Origin of the sequence: Colwellia marinimaniae (assembly GCF_002207865.1) — a bacterium.
Lineage (GTDB): Bacteria > Pseudomonadota > Gammaproteobacteria > Enterobacterales > Alteromonadaceae > Colwellia > Colwellia marinimaniae.
On sequence record NZ_BDQM01000030.1, the window covers coordinates 1 to 16550 of the forward strand.

Consider the following 16550-nt stretch of genomic DNA (forward strand, 5'->3'; position numbering starts at 1 on the left):
CACCGCCTTTGTTGACGGATAGTTTAAGTAGAGACGAGGTTTGCTTTTTCTGCCGCATAGCGGCTTCGTTCAACAAGCTGTTAAACAAGGACAAAATACAGTTGGCTTTTTGTCACTTCGTTCCTCATTTTAGCCAACTGCATTTTGCCTGTTAACAGGGCGTTATATTTCAATAGGTATCTATGGAAACAGAAGTGCTAGTAAAACGTGTTCTCGAAGAGCACTTTGGCTTTCAAGTTGAGAAAATACCCGAGTCAGATAGAAAAACTCCTGACTTCCTCGTTCACGATAATGAAAATGAATACTTGATCGAAGTTAAAGAGAAAAAAGCAAACCCTTCTCTAGACTTAGCAAGAGAAGCAGCTTTTGCTAAAGGTGAATTATTTGAGGTGTCTGAATCACTTGCGACTAAAAGTGTCCTTCAAAACATAGTTAGAGACGGTCGAAAACAAATCAAAGAGCACGTAACAGACGATTCAACTTTTAGGGTCGTTTGGGTTCATTGTACAGGTCTCGCTTATGATGCAACATTGGAGCAAATTATTACTGGTCTTTACGGCAGTAAAACCGTCGTAGACTTTAGCTCAGATAAAGGTTTTTCTGGAATATGCTATTACTTTGGTGATAGTCAGTTTTTTAAATACAGCGACTCTATAGATGCTGTCATGGTAACTGGTTGCGAAGGCGAAACTACACTCTGTCTCAATAATTTCTCTCCTCGTTATGAACAATTGAAAAAATCATCATTAGTAAAGCTTATACCTGATGGCGTTCGCGATCCCATTCATGAAGAAAAAGAGGGTTCTGCATTTCTAGTTGATGGGGAGGTTAACCGAAAAAACCCAAACGATGTATTGGGTTACCTTAAGGATAAATACAAAACAGGTAAACTTAACGTTATGAATATGCGGCATATGCAACTTCATATGGCAGTCCCGCATAATAAAATATAAGTCATTAAAGCAGGACAAATAACAGTTGGCTTTGCTCCTGCGTCGCTTATTTTAGCCAACATATTATTTGCCTCTTAATGAGGCGTTATATTTTTTATAGGGAGATTTGTCGCTGATGCAGAAAAACTGGAAGTTTAAGTTTGCTTATAGTGCTTTAATAATGGAATTGGATAGTTACAAAGCACATGTTAAAAAAGTTGACTCATTACTTGAAATTGAGAGAACTGATTTTGAGGGGCAACTGCAGTCAGATATTAATCAAATGGACGAGCTAGATGCAAAAGCTTATGTGGATTTTATGCATGAAGAACATTGGGAGCTATTAGAAACACTTCCGTCCATTCAAAGGAAATCTGAACTAATTAGTATGTATACAATTCTTGAAAACGGTTTAAATCAAGTGTGTAAGATTTTCCAAGACGAGATACAAAACCCAGTGAAGCTTTCAGACTTATCTTCTCATGGGATTATAGACAAATCTAAAAAATATTTAGAAAAAGTTGCGTTAATAAAATTTCCGTCAGGAGCTGGAAGTGACTGGGAAGAAATAATTTTCATTCAACAAATAAGGAATGCATTTGTCCACAATGAAGGCTTGGTAAAAGAAGGTAATAAAAAGCTAATCACTTACATCAATAACTCTAAATTTTTCGAATTAAAAGCTGATTCAAAATTGCTTATAAATAAAGGTTTTAGCTGGTATTGTTTACAAGTATTTCAAGATTTTTTTACTTCATTGTTTTCTGAAATAGATCGCTCAACAAAAATATAAGCAAATTAATCAGGACAAATAACAGTTGGTTTTTGCTCCTGTGTCGCTTATTTTAACCAACTATTCTTTGCCCATTATTTGGGCGTTGAGGCTGTAGAATAACTAATTCAGCCAAAACTACTAAAATTTTGTGCTCCTGTATCGAACTGTAGAGGATTAACTCGATATAGGTAATGCATTTACCACCTCGATTTTAGGGGGTAATTCATAATAAACGAGTTATTCTACAAGCTCGTTACGTGCTAGTGAGGTTTAATGAATATCTATAGCCATGAGATTTCATCCTACAAATTAGAAGTCAAGAAGCTTACTCAAGAGTATGAGTCAGGTAGCAATGGCGAAAATAGGACTCATTTTTCATTAGCTTTAAGTAATAGGAGCAACTTAATAATCATTGGATTATGCTCACTTATAGAAGCTTACTTATATGAAGTTGCTGAAAAAGAAGAAGAAAATTCTTCTTTCAAAATTGATGATATAAAAGGAAATGGCCTATCTAGATTACGTCTTTACCTATCACGTTCAAATAAGATTGATTTTGGTACAATGAAAAATTGGGGCAGTTTTAGTCAGGTATATATATTAAGAAATGCCCTTGTTCATGGATATGGTGGGTTAGTTGACTCAGTCGACATTGATAGAGTTAGAAAGGCTTTGAAAGTTTTAAAACTCGAGGAATGTTTAATTGCAGATAGGCGAATACGACTGTCTCCTCCTCATTTATTAAGCATTTGTTTAATCGTAGAAGACATAGTAGATAAGTTAAATGAATGCACGTAACAAGGCAAAGCAATGTGACTCCGCAATCTGTTTGCGGCGTTATCGATACAAAATCTAATCTAACCTGTCCAATTAGCCGTAATAGCTAATGCCCGCAAAGTGGTACTTACCGCCCTTAGCATCTAATTTTAAAAAATTAGTAAATTTCAAAGGAAGTAGCCCTTTTGTTAAAGGCAACTTGGTGGTAAAAGTGATCATTAGAAGTTAATTTCATTTGCGGATTGATAAACTCAAACATAATGCGCAGTCACAAATCATTGTAAATTAATTGTTAAATTTTCTCATCACATGACACATTTCTCATTATTTGTGACGATCCACACATAGCCCAGTGCTAGTCTAGGAAAAGTTAACAGCATAGCCATTAGAGTTAATACTCAATAAATGCTAATAAAAGTGCTATAATAGGTCATACCAGTAAAACCTACCTTAAGGCTTATTATGCATTTCCTTTCCCGTCGTCTTGTTATGCCCAATGATTTAAATTACGCCAACTCTTTATTTGGCGGTCGTGCCCTTGAATGGATTGATGAAGAGGCCGCTATTTATGCTATCTGTCAATTAGAAACTAATTGTCTAGTGACCAAGCATATTGGTGCAATTAGTTTTGAGTCTGCCGCTATGCAGGGTGATGTGGTTGAGTTTGGCTTAGAGACTAAGAAGGTCGGCCGTACTTCTATTACTGTCACTTGTTTGGTGCGTAATAAAGCCACTAAAAAAACCATTTGTTTGGCTGATGATATTGTTTTTGTACAAGTTGATCCGAAAACACGTTTACCTATTCCTCACGGTAAAACGCTGGAACTATTAGAGCAGCAAACAAAAATAGAAATTAATACCCTTAATATGTAGCATTAGCTGACACATCTCTATTGCTAAGCCCTCAGTATTGCTAAGTAAGGTGCTTAGCAATACACTAGCCTTATTGTTTACTTTATTATGTCCTGAAATCCTATGTCCTCAGATCGTTTTGGCACCAGTGCCAACTACAAACAACAAGAAAAAGGTTATCGTGACCGAGCATTAAAATTGTTTCCTTGGGTATGCGGTCGTTGTGCGCGCGCTTTTGAATTCTCTAACTTAAAAGAATTAACCGTACATCATGTTGACCACGATCATAGCAACAATCCTAATGACGGTAGCAACTGGGAATTATTATGCATCTATTGCCATGATAACGAACATGATAAATATACTGATCAAGCTAGGTATCAAAGGGAAGTTAAAGCGGGCGATACCAATCAAGATACTGCCACCTATAATCCCTTCGCCGATTTAAAGTCTATGTTGAAGAAGTAGCACACTCGTTCAACATGGCTTTTAGCTAAGGTACTGTTCATAGCCTGAAATGCCAAAAAAACGAATAGATTTATGCTGTTTGATTTTTTTGGCAATCAACAAGTCACCACAATAAATTTTTACTACTTGTTTATCGCCATTGCTGTCAGTTTCATAATCATGTTTACTGTTGAGTCTAAGGTTATCAAACTCAGTTTTCATAATCAGTTTCATCGCAAGTATTCACCTTAATAAGAGAAACAAAGAGTGATGCACAGCGTTAAAGGTTATTGATATCCTTTTGCACTTGGTAGCCTTCGTCGGTTACTATTTTTTCAAGAACTTGTACTCGTTCATTAAGCGCGTGTATTTCTTTTTTTAACTCATCATTCTTGTCGTCAGTATTGTCATTGTGAGCAAAGGTTTTGGCTTTGAATTCAAGATGTTTGTTATACATCTTATATAAAATACCACAGACCACACAGACAATAACGACCACCATAGTTGTACCACTCATAATCACTTCCTTCTTTATTTATTATTGTTAATGGCTGACGTATTGGTCAGCCGTTATCTTTTTCATCTTAGCAAGTTAATGCTTTACTTGCTCTTGCGCCGATAGCGCTTGCTGATGTTTATGATAAAACGCTAGCACCGCAAAAAGTACTAGGATAAAAGGAATGCTAGTTATCACCACCCAATGCCAGCCAGCATTAAATAGGACCCAGCCCGCTAATAGCGAAGCCGCCGCTTGAAAACCAAATAAAATAAAGTCATTGGTTGCTTGTACCTTATGACGTTCGCTGGCGTGATAACTTTGTGGCAATAAAGAGGTACCGGTTAAAAATAAGAAATTCCACCCAATGCCGAGTAAAATTAGTGCCCACCAATAATGCATCACCTCCTGGCCTGACAATGCTATAAAGGCGACTATGGCATAAATTAATATACCGATAAACATAAGGCCTTTTAACTGCAGGTGTTTGATTAACCAAGGGGTAAACAATGACGGTAGGTACATGGCGGCAATATGGCTTTGAATCACCCATTTTGTCTCTTGCAAGCTGTGTTCTTGCATATGATGCATGCTTATAGGTGTGGCAGTCATTAAATAACTCATCAGGGCAAAGCCGATAGTCGCGGTACAAATGGCAATTAAAAAAATGGGTTGCTTGGTGATTACCTTTAACGGCCTGGCATCACCCACTATTTCATCTTCATTCACTGGCGGGTTTTTGAAGCCTATCATCATCAGCATTGCGCAAAGGATAAGGATGGCCAGTAATAAAAAAGAGCCAGCATAACCATATGGAGAGCTTAATAAATCTTTACCAACTAATGCCACCTCAGGGCCTAAAAAGGCAGCGAAGACGCCGCTGAGCATTAATATCGATAATATTTTAGGCACATCGTCAGCATGCAAACTACTTTCAATCGCGGCAAAACGTAGCTGTTGAGTGAAGGCACCACCAACGCCAATTAATAAGCTAGCAAAACAAAACAGCTGAAACAGGGCGGTTATAGCAGCAAACATGGCAATAATTGCCGCCATTAAAGAGCAGCTTAAACCGGTATATACGGCAAACTTTCGACCTTTATTTTTAGCTAACATAGCCGCAGGAATAGAGCCTGCGGCAACACCGAGAATCATTAAGGTTAATGGCAGTGTCGCCAGCGAAGGATCGCTGGCCATTTTACTCGATAAAATACCACCAATAAAAACGATAATTGACGACGCTGACATCACTAAGGGTTGAGAGACAAATAACAACCAGATGTTTCTCGGTAGGGTAAATATTCGAGAAAGTATTAAGGCCGTTAACAACAAAAACGCGATAGTAATAAGGATATTCGTTGGCATGTTCTTATCCGTTTAATGTAGGTCCGTTCAATTTGAGTTCAGCTTAAGTTGATATTAGTTTAGTGTAAATCAGCCTAACCAGATTGCAGGGCAAGCAGGGCTTTTATGTCGATTACTTCGCTATAACGAATCATCGTTTCTTGGTGTTGCTTTCTTGCTAATACCGCCATTCTATCGGCTAATTCATTACCCTCTATATTGGCATGGGCTTTAACATGGCGAATAGTGATTTTAGTGTGCATGGTTTTATAGAGCGCATAACATTGTTGTACCAGCGCTAAATTTTTGACTTCTTCGCCTTTACCGCGAGTCCAGCCTTTTGCTTGCCAGCCTTTTGCCCACTTAGTGATGCAGTCAATTGAATACTTTGAATCAGAGAGGATACAAATGCTTTGCTCTTTATCTTTATCAATAAAGTGCTGTGCTAATTGAAAGGAAGAAAGTAAGCCATTTAACTCGGCAGTATTATTGGTGCCGTTTTTTTCATACAAGCCATAATATAACGAGGTTACTTTACCTTGTTCATAAACGGCAATGCCGGTGCCTGATTTACCTGGATTAGGTGAGCAGGCACCATCACAATAAATTTCAACATCGCTGGGACCATTAGGGCTGACAGTCGCTGTTTTAGCGCGAGTACCTTTGCTGCTACTGGCTTTACGGCTAGAGTTAGGTGCTGTACTGGCAGTCCCCTTGTTATTTAAGGAGCGCTGCATTAACGCTTTGGTATAAGTTGCGGCAAATGCTTGCTCCGCGGCACCTTTCGATTCAAAGCCCATATATTGTGCATCTGAGCGACCAGCAGTATGTTGCTGTACTTCAGGCCAAGTAGTGAAAATGCCGGTTTTTGCACCTTTCCAGATAACGTAGAATTTTTTACTCATAAATGATTAGCTAATTTTTATAAAGGATAAAGACAATTAATGGTTAGCATTATCATCAAAAAATCAATTCTTTGCTACTAAAAGTAGAGGGAAGTGGTAATAAATTAACAGCGAGTAATAACAGCAGAAAAGTCAGTATAATGTTCATTGAGTATAAAATTATACTGACTAACGTGGCGGCTTGCTAATTTAACGGTTAAAAGAAACCGAGTGAATTAACATCATAACTTACCAATAAGTTCTTGGTTTGTTGATAATGCTCTAAGGCCATTTTATGGGTTTCACGACCAATACCTGATTTTTTATAACCACCAAAGGCGGCATGTGCAGGATATAGATGATAACAGTTGATCCAAACACGACCGGCTTGGATTTTACGACCCATGCGATAAGCCAGGTTGGTATCTCGAGTCCAGACACCTGCACCTAAACCAAACTCAGAGCTGTTGGCAATTTCAATGGCATCTGCTTCATCTTTAAAGGTGGTTACCGAAATAACCGGGCCAAAAATTTCTTCTTGGAAAATACGCATATCATTTGTGCCTTTCAATAAGGTGGGTTGAATATAAAAACCCTGGTCTAAGTCAGTTGAGACCTGTTCAACATTACCACCCATTAATAATTGCGCACCTTCTTGTTTACCAATTTCAATGTAAGATAAAATTTTATCAAATTGCTCTTTTGACGCTTGCGCGCCGACCATGGTTTCAGTGTCTAGTGGATTACCGCGTTTAATGGCTTTAGTACGTTCAATCACCATTTCAATAAATTTAGGGTAAACCTCTTCTTGCACTAAAAGGCGGGAAGGGCTACTACATACTTCGCCTTGGTTAAAATAAGCAAGTACAGCACCTTCTACACACTTACTTAAATAGGCATCTTCATGATTTAAAATATCGTTAAAGAATATATTGGCTGACTTACCACCCAGCTCTACCGTGGAAGGAATAATGTTTTCTGCCGCGCACTTTAAAATATGTGAGCCAACCGGGGTAGAGCCAGTAAAGGCAATTTTAGCAATACGTTTACTGCTTGCTAAGGCTTGTCCCGCCTCACCGCCATAACCATTGACAATATTGAGTACCCCAGGTGGTAATAAGTCTTCAATCAGTTCCATTAATACCAAGATAGAAGCCGGCGTCTGTTCTGCCGGTTTTAGCACAATACAGTTACCAGCCGCTAAGGCTGGTGCAAGTTTCCAAGCAGCCATGAGAATGGGGAAGTTCCACGGAATAATTTGCCCAACAACCCCTAATGGTTCATGAAAATGGTAGGAAACGGTATGTTCATCAATTTCACCGACAGAGCCTTCTTGGGCCCGCAAACAACCGGCAAAGTAGCGAAAGTGATCAACGGCTAATGGAATATCAGCCGCTAATGTTTCTCTTATTGGTTTACCGTTATCCCAGGTTTCGGCCACGGCGAGTAATTCTAAGTTGTGTTCGAGGCGGTCAGCAATTTTTAATAGCGTGTTTGAGCGATCAGTCACCGATGTTGTGCCCCAGGCATCTTTTGCTTTATGTGCCGCGTCAAGCGCAAGTTCAATATCAAGGTGATCAGATTGTGGGATTTGGCAAATAATTTGACCATTTACCGGACTAATATTATCAAAGTATTTACCATTTTGTGGTTCAACCCATTGGCCACCAATAAAGTTTTGGTAGCGTGACTTGAAGTTCATTATGGCATTTTCTGCACCAGGTTTTGCATAAATCATAATATTTCCTCTGAGGTGTAATCGCTTATTTAGCTGGTTATTATGGTTGTGTTTTTGACTAAGTTTATTTACCTTAGTCAATAAGCGATTGCTTAACTGTGCTGTAAATTCAGAAAACTTGCCTACTAGTTCAAATTAGCGGATAAACTTTTATGATCAGACAAGCTATAGATAGTGTCAGAAACCCACTTAAGGTACTGGTTGAAAATAAAATCAGCTTTGCTGGGCCTGAATCGGAATTAAGTATTTATGATACTTATCAACAGGCTACGAAAGTTAAACTAGTGTCTGATCAACTACTTTTTTGTGCCATGGTGACAGGTAAAAAAGTGATGCATAGTGTGCAAGATAACTTTCATGGTGAGTTTTTGCCCCATGAATCCTTTATTATGGCGCCGGGCAGTTCAGTAGAAATTGATTTTCCCGTAGCACAACTTGCTCAGCCGACAAGGTGTTTAGCCATTGAAATATCAAGTGATAGGGTGCAGCAAGTTTCGGCCATGTTAAACCAGCAGCAACCGCTTAATAAAGTCTTTGGTCATTGGCACTATGATAATAAACTGGTGCATACCCATCATAATAGTGCCACACAAAGCGTATTAAACCGTATAGTGCACATCTATACGGAAAACCACCCAGAGCGCAGTGCCATGGTTGCTTTAGCGGTATCGGAGTTAACCATTCGGTTATTACATCAACAAACCCGTGAATTTATTTTGGCATTTTCACAGCAAGAGCCCGATAACAACGGCTTAAATGCCGCGGTAAACCATATTGAATTACACTTACATGAACACCTCAATATTGATGATTTAGCGCGGCTTGCTTGCATGAGTAGGACGAAGTTTTTTCAGGCGTTTAAATTGCATCTAGGCTGCAGTCCGATGGTTTATCAAAGCCAACGTCGCTTAAAAAAAGCCGCTACTCTGTTGAAAAAAGGTCAGCAGATAACTCAAACATGTTTTGCTTTAGGTTTTAGTAATACCAGTCACTTTAGCCGATGTTTCAAAAAGTTCTACGGTATCAGTCCTCGACAGTACAAAGAACGGCATTTAAGTGGTTTGCTATAGCTTGTTTGAACTAAATTGTCAGTATGGCTAGCCACCTGGGCTAAAAACTTGTTAAAATTAGCGCATTATTATTAGCTAGATTAGGATTTTCATGGCGATTAACTGGTTTCCAGGCCACATGCATAAAGCACAAAAAGAAATAAAAGAGATATTACCGCAAATAGATGTGGTAATTGAAGTGTGTGATGCGCGTTTACCCTTTAGTAGTGAAAACCCTATGATCACTGAGATCCGAGGTGATAAACCACTGATAAAGATCCTTAATAAAAGTGATTTAGCCGATCCGGCAATCACCAAAATTTGGTTAGATTATTTAGAATCTCAGCATAATGTAAAAGCGATTGCTTTAACCACGGAACAGCCGAGTGTAGCAAAAAACCTGGTCAAATTAATTCGAAAAATGGTGCCGAATAAAAATCAAGAAGGTAAACAAATTAACGCCATGATAATGGGTATACCCAATGTTGGTAAATCCACATTACTCAATACCTTAGTAGGTAAAGCAAAAGCTAAAGTGGGTAATGAACCAGCAGTAACTAAAGGCCAGCAGCGTATTCGTCTTGAAGAAGGTTTATACCTTTTTGATACACCTGGCATGTTGTGGCCTAAAATTTACAATGAAAACTCGGGCTATCGTTTAGCGGTATCGGGTGCGGTGAAAGATACTGCCTTTGAACATGACGATATTGCCTACTTTGCCGCAGAGTACTTACTGAAGAATTATCCTCAACGGCTAATGGATCGCTATAAGCTTGACGAATTACCTGAGCATGAAGAAGACCTCATTGAAGCCATTGGCAGAATACGCGGTTGTGTTAAAAGTGGTGGTCGGGTGGATTTATATAAAGCGTCGGTCATTCTGATCAATGAAATTCGTGATAAAACCCTAGGGCCTATTTCTTTTGAGTTACCAGATATGGTAGTGGCAGAGAATCTGCACTTTGCCGAATTAGAAGAGAAACGCATTGCGGCGCGAGAAGCTAAAAAAACGGCTCGTGGTCGTGGTCGTAAAAACAAACGTTAAAATTTTTATATGATGACTTAGTGTTAATGTTTGTACTATCTAGATAGAGTGATTGCAGGGCATACCGCTCTCATTGTTCACTCAATTAGAAGATAAACGCATTGTATCACGCACACACAGAAGCTAAAAAAACGGCTCGTGGTCGTGGTCGTAAAAACAAACGTTAATATTTTTATTTATAATATTTTGATTCATAAGGTTTTGATATGAGCGAAGAGATACTTTTTACCCTACATCCACAGTTGGCAAAAGATGGTATTGAGTTGGCCGATTTTCCTTTGTCTAAGTTGCTACTGTGTAATGATAGTGCTTACCCTTGGTTTATTTTAGTGCCAAAAGTAGCTGATATCAGTGAAGTGTACCAACTAGATTGGCAACAGCAGCAACAATTACTCAATGAGTCGAGTTTGCTCAGTGAGTTACTTATGCAAGTATTTAGCGGCGATAAAATGAATGTGGCAGCGCTCGGTAATGTGGTTGAGCAACTGCATGTCCATCATGTGGTGCGCTTTAAAGACGATGCTCAATGGCCAAAACCGATTTGGGGGCAACAAGCATTAACGCCTTATTCCGATGAAGAATTAACGGCATTAAAAGATAAGTTATTACCACAGTTAGCGGTGATTTTTGCGGAGAAGTAGTTTTACCGGTAAGTCACTTTATTAGATAAGTCATTCTTTTGAGTAGTAAATGTTATTTGTATTCATTAAAACCTCAATAGGCTCAGCGCCTATTGAGGTTTTTTATTAGCAGAAATCCAAACACTACCCCCTGAATTAACTCGAGAGGTTAATCACTGATAACATCCATGTACTTAAAGCACAGATGTCATGAATGCCAGCTAGGCAGCATTGGATGTTTTAGTGATAGGGGTAACATTATCGGCTTTACCTTGAGTCACCTGTGCTAAGGCTTGCGATAAATCAGCAATAAGATCGTCGACATGTTCTAAGCCAACTGAAATTCTGATTAAGCTATCGCTAATACCAGCCTCTGCTCGCTCTTCTGGTGTGTAAGGTGAGTGGGTCATGGACGCTGGGTGTTGAATCAATGACTCGGCATCACCTAAACTCACCGCAATGGAGAAAAGCTCCATGGCATCAATAAAGGTTGTGCCACCGGTGAGGTCGGTATTTAATTCAAAAGCAATGACACCACCAGCGGCTTTCATTTGTTTACCAATGAACTTGTACCCTGAGTGGCTTTTAAGACCTGGGTAATAAACTTCTTTCACCATTGGGTGTTGTTCTAAAAACTCAGCGACGGTTTGAGCATTGCTGCAATGTCTATCCATGCGAATAGGTAATGTTTTCAGACCTCGGATGATCAACCAAGCATCATGAGGACTGATTGTTGCGCCTATATCTTTCAACGTGGTCATTTTGATTTCGTTAATCATCTCAAAACTAGCACAGACTATACCCGCAACAACATCGCCATGACCATTAAGGTATTTAGTGGCGCTATGGACAACAATATCGGCGCCAAATTTTGCTGGCTGCTGTAATACTGGGGTAAGGAAGGTGTTATCTACGATTGACAATAATTTATACTCTTTGGCAATGGCGCAGATTTTTTCTAAATCTAATACGACTAAGTTGGGGTTAATGGGCGTTTCAAGAAAGATCAACTTGGTATTTTCTTTAATGGCCGCTTTGATATTTTCCGGCTCGGTCATATCGACAAAAGTTACTTCAATGTTGAATTTTTTTAGCATATGACTCATTAATGCAAAAGAACAACCATAAACCGCTTTTGATGAAATCATATGATCGCCAGCTTGCAAGTTGGTCAATAAGGCAGCAGAAACTGCAGCCATACCCGTTGCGGTTGCAGCAGCATCTTCCATGCATTCCATGGCAGCAACACGTTGCTCTAATTGACGGGTGGTAGGGTTGCCTAAACGGGTGTAGATATAACCTTCGCTTTCACCCGAAAATCGATCGCCACCTTGCTTAGCATTATCAAAAATAAAGGTTGAAGTTTGATATAACGGCGTGGCAAGTGAGCCAAATTGTGTGTCATCTATTCTGCCCGCATGAATGGCTTTAGTTTCTATATTGCTGCTCTTAAACTTGGTCATAGCTTCTCTTCCTAAATAAGGTGTAATTATTATTATTTTGTTTTATCTGGTTTTATTCTCTTTCAAGATGAGCAGGGTCAATACAGGTTTGCGATGTAAGCGGAGTGAATGGTTCACCGTTATAACGCTAACCTAGTCTTGCTCAATGGCATCTAATACTCGTTTACTCTTGCCATTAGCCTTGCAACTATGCTGCCAACAAATAAAGTCTTTATTTTTCAATGAGATAAATTTATCGCAAGGGTAAATAGGTTTTATTTGTAATATTATCATTACAAATAAACTTATTTTTAACGACAATTTTGGTAAATTATTGCTTCAGGCCTTTATTACTGCAGTCATTATGATTTGTACTATTTTTATTACTGTGTCATATTTATAGTACGATCTATTTATTAACATGTCTTTTTATGCGTATTGTTATTGAATCAAGCGACAGAATTGGTATTTCACAAGAAATATTAGCGGTGTTCGCCCAACAAGCTTGGAATTTAAAAGCGGTAGAAATCACCAGCTGTTTTACCTATCTTTATCTTGAGTATGATGGACTAAGTTTGGCGCAAATTAAGCGTTGTTTAGCTCATGTCGCGGGAGTGATAAGTGTCGAGTTAATTAACTTGCTACCTAGCGAGCAGCGAGCCAATCACTTACAAGCATTATTAGACAAAATGCCAGAGCCTATCATTGATGTTGATAGTCAGGGGCTTATTTTAGCGATGAATAAGGCCAGCCATAAACTTATGCCACCAGCCACGGGCGTTAAGCCTGATTTTATGGCTACGGATTACTTAGGCAAACCTATTAACACCTATATAGAGCAAATTAGTAGCGCCATGCTGACGAATACCGCAACGAGCCAGGCCATTACCATTCAAGGAAAAGCCTACATTCTTGATATAAGCCCAGTGTTATCGAATTCCGCCACGAACTCGACAGCTAATAAAGGCAAAGAAGTCAACGGCTCGGTCTTACTGCTGCGCTCTATGAATACCGTAGGACGACAAATATCGTTAATGCAAAGCCATCAAGAGCACAGTTTTGATAATATTATTGGTCAATCAAAAAGTATCCGTTTAATTAAGGCCCAAGGAGAGCGCTTTGCTGCCTTAGATTTACCGGTATTAATCAGCGGTGAAACAGGTACTGGCAAGGAATTAATTGCTCGGGCTTTACATCAGGCGAGTTCAAGAGCTAAAGCGCCGTTTTTAGCGATTAATTGTTCGGCATTACCGGAACATTTATTAGAAAGTGAACTGTTTGGTTATGAAAGTGGTGCCTTTACTGGCGCACAAAAAGGCGGTAAACCAGGCTTAGTTGAGTTGGCGGAAGGCGGCTGTTTATTTTTAGATGAAATTGCTGAAATGTCACCCTATTTACAAGCTAAGCTATTACGTTTTTTACAAGATCTGACTTATCGCCGTGTGGGCGGGACAAAGGAGTTGATCGCCAATATTCGTATTATCAGTGCTACTCACCAAAATTTAGCCAAGTTGATTAGCCAAAAAACCTTTCGAGAAGATCTCTATTATCGGTTAAATGTACTCAGTATTGAGCTGCCCCCCCTGCGCGATCGCATTGCTGATATGAGCTTATTAGCCAACTTATTTATTGACAATGCCGCCAAACAAGTCAGTCATAGTCAACCAAGTAAGCGTGCTAAACCTAAACTTACCGCTTCGGCACTGGCCTTATTACAGAGCTTTGCTTGGCCAGGTAATATCAGGCAATTGCAAAATGTTTTATTTAGCGTGGTAGCCTTAAGTAATGGTGGTGATATTTGTGTTGAGGAATTGTTACCTGTACTCACAAAACATGCAGGTCATAGTCATGCAGGTAATAGGGAACAAGGCGGTAAGCTAGCTATGGAAGATGTTAAAGATTGGTCAAGTGCACAAGCAGATTTTGAAGCTAAATTACTCGGGCATTTTTACCCCTTATTTCCAACGACGCGTAAACTAGCAGAGCGTTTAAAAGTATCACACAATAAAATTGCGATGAAGTTAAGGCAGCATGATATTCGATGAGCGCTGAGCGAGCTTGATAAACCGTCAGCCCGGTACTTGTTATTTAAACCGTAACTACCCCTTTAAGTAGAGACATCCCTGTAGTAAATATAAGTAGTAAATATAAATGGCAAATAAAAGTGACCAATAAAAAATTACAGCATTTCTACATTGCTCAAGAGCAATCCATTTACTTACTCAGTCATAAAGACGCGACTAAGTTAAAACAATGGGTGGAACTTTGCCAGCAGCAATTAAAACAACTCGGCTTTGAGGACGTTGCTCTGTTAGGTAAAGGGGCGTATGGCTTTGTTTTTTCGGCTATTAAGCGTAAAGGCTCTGTTGAGCAAACACAGCCGGTTGTCTTTAAATTCTCGCGCATTAATTTGCCTCAACATGTGCAAGACCGTTTAGCTGAAGAAGCCGATATTCAAGGTCAGCTTAAACACCCACAAATCCCTCATGTGATTGACTACCAAAAAATTAAACGCCAATCTATTTTGCAGATGACTCGGGCCCCAGGCATAGATTTAGAACAATTATCTTTACAAGTTGGCCCTTTATCGCCTGAGTTGGTGGTTAGTATTGCCTTACAATTGGCCGATATATTGCTGTATTTACGGGCAGAAAATAATCATAGGCAGCTAAAACCCATTGTTCATGGCGATATCAAGCCTTCTAACTTGGTTTATGATGAAAATACCGGCAAGGTACAACTCATTGATTGGGGCTCATCAGTGAGTGCACAACTTGATTGTCATCAGCAAAGTACAAGCACTAACGTGATGGAGCTGATGAGCAGTGATTTACAACATAGTAACGCCCGTTTAGGCGATGTCTATTTTATTGGGCCAGAGCAACTTAAGGGCGAATTATCTAGCCCTCGTTTTGATGAGCAAGGCTTAGCGGCAACCTTGTATGCACTAGCGTCAGGGCAATCATGCCGATATGGTATCAAAGTGATACCGCCAAATGCCTTAGGTTTACCTAAGTTATTGGCGCAAGTGTTAACGGGTATGTTAAGTGACGATAAAAAGCTGCGCAACCAAGCAGGGGATTACTTTTTTAATAACCTCAACTACCTCAAACAAGTTGTCTTGGCAGATAAACCGACAAAAATTGCCGCCATTGCCCAGATACCTATTTGGGTAAAACCTCAGAGAGAGCACATTGATACGGTAGTGTATGGCTCGCGCAAGTCATTTTTACGAGAGCAAAGCGGTCATGATAGTTTAGCGGATATTGATGATGCTCAATTGGATAAATACTATAAAAATTACCTTATGGGCATGGGTGATAATGAAAAAGCGTTTATCGCGGCGTTAAGCCGGCTAGGTAATTTCCCTGTGGTTGGTGGCATTGCCATTCGTTGGGCCAAAGAGGGGGTTTACATTGACTCTAATTTAACCTTATTTGATGAAACACTGAAAGCTTCATTTACCAGTGCGGTAAACAATATTATTTATTTGGCGCAAGGTATATTTCGTATCGGGGTCTTTAAAAGTTGTTTATTTAATGCCCGTAATACTTTGCATGTTGAGCGGCTGAGTGAAAGTCAGCCTTTTATTGCGGACAGTAGCCAAGAACTACCCTTTGAAGTAAGTGATGTCGCTGATGTTGATGATATAACCCGATTGCACTCCTATTTTGAGGATGGTAAAGATCCCGATGAATACTTATATCTACCCGATGAGTTAATGACGGTTTTAGCCAGGTTGAACTTAATTCATCATACCGGTTGTATTATCTTTGAAGTTTTGCCCAAACATTTAAAAATCCATAGTTATTTAATGCTGCTAAACCATGAAAAAGAAGCTGAATTTAAAGCCTGTTTGGCGAAAATTTTAACCTTATTACCTACTATCGATGGTATTGGTATTTCGGGCTTTATGAAATTACCTTATAAAGACACCCGGTTTTTTGAACATATTAGTAGCATGCCAGATAAGTTCTATCCAAAAAATCCTAAGCTAAACCGTCAAGCTAGTGAGCAACACTGATGTTGAAGTATGCTGATCTGCCAGCATAGATCCTTATATGCTGATAAAATTCCTGCTGGTACCATGGCATCAATACACTAAAAGGCGTGCTGACTAAGATTGTACCCAGCTCAGTGTTAGCCCAG

17 protein-coding genes are annotated in these 16550 nt (G+C 39.3%); 10 read left to right on the forward strand and 7 right to left on the reverse strand.

The window, feature by feature from the left end; translation table 11 throughout:
* Window positions 1–182: 182 nt before the first annotated feature.
* The 5 genes from MTCD1_RS14440 to MTCD1_RS14460 all read left to right on the forward strand — a co-directional run bounded on the left by MTCD1_RS14440 (window position 183) and on the right by MTCD1_RS14460 (window position 3804).
* On the forward strand, window positions 183–953 hold the full coding sequence (locus tag MTCD1_RS14440; RefSeq protein WP_057181414.1) for a hypothetical protein: 771 nt from the start codon (window positions 183–185) through the stop codon (window positions 951–953).
* A gap of 115 nt (window positions 954–1068) precedes the next feature.
* A complete protein-coding gene (locus tag MTCD1_RS14445) occupies window positions 1069–1725 on the forward strand; it encodes a hypothetical protein (protein WP_057181413.1) in 657 nt (218 codons plus the stop codon).
* Window positions 1726–1980: 255 nt separating this feature from the next.
* Window positions 1981–2505 (forward strand): hypothetical protein, encoded by a 525-nt coding sequence (locus MTCD1_RS14450; RefSeq protein ID WP_057181412.1) that lies wholly within the window; start codon window positions 1981–1983, stop codon window positions 2503–2505.
* A 441-nt stretch (window positions 2506–2946) separates the two neighbouring features.
* A complete protein-coding gene (locus tag MTCD1_RS14455; RefSeq protein ID WP_057181411.1) occupies window positions 2947–3357 on the forward strand; it encodes an acyl-CoA thioesterase in 411 nt (136 codons plus the stop codon).
* A 102-nt stretch (window positions 3358–3459) separates the two neighbouring features.
* Window positions 3460–3804 carry a YajD family HNH nuclease gene (locus MTCD1_RS14460; RefSeq protein WP_057181410.1) on the forward strand — a complete coding sequence of 115 codons (345 nt, stop codon included), beginning with the start codon at window positions 3460–3462 and terminating at the stop codon, window positions 3802–3804.
* A 21-nt stretch (window positions 3805–3825) separates the two neighbouring features.
* On the opposite strand, the gene MTCD1_RS14465 is transcribed toward MTCD1_RS14460, so the two are convergent.
* From MTCD1_RS14465 to exaC, 5 genes are all read right to left on the reverse strand, one after another.
* On the reverse strand, window positions 3826–4017 hold the full coding sequence (locus tag MTCD1_RS14465) for a hypothetical protein (protein ID WP_057181409.1): 192 nt from the start codon (window positions 4015–4017) through the stop codon (window positions 3826–3828).
* Window positions 4018–4063: 46 nt separating this feature from the next.
* Entirely contained in the window at window positions 4064–4300 is a 237-nt protein-coding gene (locus MTCD1_RS14470) for a hypothetical protein (protein ID WP_057181408.1), read from the reverse strand.
* Window positions 4301–4375: 75 nt separating this feature from the next.
* The gene (locus MTCD1_RS14475) at window positions 4376–5644 is read right to left on the reverse strand and encodes an MFS transporter (RefSeq protein WP_057181407.1); all 1269 of its coding nucleotides are present in this window, start codon (window positions 5642–5644) and stop codon (window positions 4376–4378) included.
* 74 nt (window positions 5645–5718) lie between these two features.
* A complete protein-coding gene (locus MTCD1_RS14480; RefSeq protein ID WP_057181406.1) occupies window positions 5719–6528 on the reverse strand; it encodes a ribonuclease H family protein in 810 nt (269 codons plus the stop codon).
* A 196-nt stretch (window positions 6529–6724) separates the two neighbouring features.
* On the reverse strand, window positions 6725–8245 hold the full coding sequence (gene exaC / locus MTCD1_RS14485) for an acetaldehyde dehydrogenase ExaC (protein WP_057181405.1): 1521 nt from the start codon (window positions 8243–8245) through the stop codon (window positions 6725–6727).
* A 152-nt stretch (window positions 8246–8397) separates the two neighbouring features.
* On the opposite strand from exaC, the gene MTCD1_RS14490 reads away from it, so the two are divergent.
* The 3 genes from MTCD1_RS14490 to MTCD1_RS14500 all read left to right on the forward strand — a co-directional run bounded on the left by MTCD1_RS14490 (window position 8398) and on the right by MTCD1_RS14500 (window position 10980).
* Window positions 8398–9315 carry a helix-turn-helix domain-containing protein gene (locus MTCD1_RS14490; RefSeq protein WP_057181404.1) on the forward strand — a complete coding sequence of 306 codons (918 nt, stop codon included), beginning with the start codon at window positions 8398–8400 and terminating at the stop codon, window positions 9313–9315.
* 91 nt (window positions 9316–9406) lie between these two features.
* Complete coding sequence (ylqF, locus tag MTCD1_RS14495; RefSeq protein ID WP_057181403.1) at window positions 9407–10339, forward strand: ribosome biogenesis GTPase YlqF; 933 nt, start codon at window positions 9407–9409, stop codon at window positions 10337–10339.
* A gap of 206 nt (window positions 10340–10545) precedes the next feature.
* Window positions 10546–10980: an HIT domain-containing protein gene (locus MTCD1_RS14500; RefSeq protein WP_057181402.1), complete on the forward strand. Its 435-nt coding sequence runs from the start codon at window positions 10546–10548 to the stop codon at window positions 10978–10980.
* Between the two features lie 200 nt (window positions 10981–11180).
* On the opposite strand, the gene megL is transcribed toward MTCD1_RS14500, so the two are convergent.
* The gene (gene megL / locus MTCD1_RS14505; RefSeq protein ID WP_057181401.1) at window positions 11181–12422 is read right to left on the reverse strand and encodes a methionine gamma-lyase; all 1242 of its coding nucleotides are present in this window, start codon (window positions 12420–12422) and stop codon (window positions 11181–11183) included.
* A 132-nt stretch (window positions 12423–12554) separates the two neighbouring features.
* Window positions 12555–12695, reverse strand: coding sequence for a hypothetical protein (locus tag MTCD1_RS21260; protein ID WP_157447807.1), 141 nt, complete (start codon window positions 12693–12695; stop codon window positions 12555–12557).
* A gap of 137 nt (window positions 12696–12832) precedes the next feature.
* Between MTCD1_RS21260 and MTCD1_RS14510 the strand changes: the two genes are divergently transcribed.
* Both MTCD1_RS14510 and MTCD1_RS14515 read left to right on the forward strand, forming a co-directional pair.
* Window positions 12833–14446, forward strand: coding sequence for a sigma 54-interacting transcriptional regulator (locus MTCD1_RS14510; protein WP_057181400.1), 1614 nt, complete (start codon window positions 12833–12835; stop codon window positions 14444–14446).
* A 119-nt stretch (window positions 14447–14565) separates the two neighbouring features.
* Window positions 14566–16425, forward strand: coding sequence for a protein kinase domain-containing protein (locus MTCD1_RS14515; RefSeq protein ID WP_057181399.1), 1860 nt, complete (start codon window positions 14566–14568; stop codon window positions 16423–16425).
* Window positions 16426–16550 lie beyond the last annotated feature (125 nt).

Coding starts and splice junctions, on each gene's coding strand:
- MTCD1_RS21260 (WP_157447807.1), bottom strand. CDS start 12,695: ATGATAATATTACAAATAAAACCTATTTACCCTTGCGATAAATTTATC.
- MTCD1_RS14440 (WP_057181414.1), top strand. CDS start 183: ATGGAAACAGAAGTGCTAGTAAAACGTGTTCTCGAAGAGCACTTTGGC.
- MTCD1_RS14475 (WP_057181407.1), bottom strand. CDS start 5,644: ATGCCAACGAATATCCTTATTACTATCGCGTTTTTGTTGTTAACGGCC.
- exaC (WP_057181405.1), bottom strand. CDS start 8,245: ATGATTTATGCAAAACCTGGTGCAGAAAATGCCATAATGAACTTCAAG.
- MTCD1_RS14490 (WP_057181404.1), top strand. CDS start 8,398: ATGATCAGACAAGCTATAGATAGTGTCAGAAACCCACTTAAGGTACTG.
- ylqF (WP_057181403.1), top strand. CDS start 9,407: ATGGCGATTAACTGGTTTCCAGGCCACATGCATAAAGCACAAAAAGAA.
- megL (WP_057181401.1), bottom strand. CDS start 12,422: ATGACCAAGTTTAAGAGCAGCAATATAGAAACTAAAGCCATTCATGCG.
- MTCD1_RS14445 (WP_057181413.1), top strand. CDS start 1,069: ATGCAGAAAAACTGGAAGTTTAAGTTTGCTTATAGTGCTTTAATAATG.
- MTCD1_RS14480 (WP_057181406.1), bottom strand. CDS start 6,528: ATGAGTAAAAAATTCTACGTTATCTGGAAAGGTGCAAAAACCGGCATT.
- MTCD1_RS14450 (WP_057181412.1), top strand. CDS start 1,981: ATGAATATCTATAGCCATGAGATTTCATCCTACAAATTAGAAGTCAAG.
- MTCD1_RS14510 (WP_057181400.1), top strand. CDS start 12,833: ATGCGTATTGTTATTGAATCAAGCGACAGAATTGGTATTTCACAAGAA.
- MTCD1_RS14460 (WP_057181410.1), top strand. CDS start 3,460: ATGTCCTCAGATCGTTTTGGCACCAGTGCCAACTACAAACAACAAGAA.
- MTCD1_RS14455 (WP_057181411.1), top strand. CDS start 2,947: ATGCATTTCCTTTCCCGTCGTCTTGTTATGCCCAATGATTTAAATTAC.
- MTCD1_RS14470 (WP_057181408.1), bottom strand. CDS start 4,300: ATGAGTGGTACAACTATGGTGGTCGTTATTGTCTGTGTGGTCTGTGGT.
- MTCD1_RS14465 (WP_057181409.1), bottom strand. CDS start 4,017: ATGAAACTGATTATGAAAACTGAGTTTGATAACCTTAGACTCAACAGT.
- MTCD1_RS14500 (WP_057181402.1), top strand. CDS start 10,546: ATGAGCGAAGAGATACTTTTTACCCTACATCCACAGTTGGCAAAAGAT.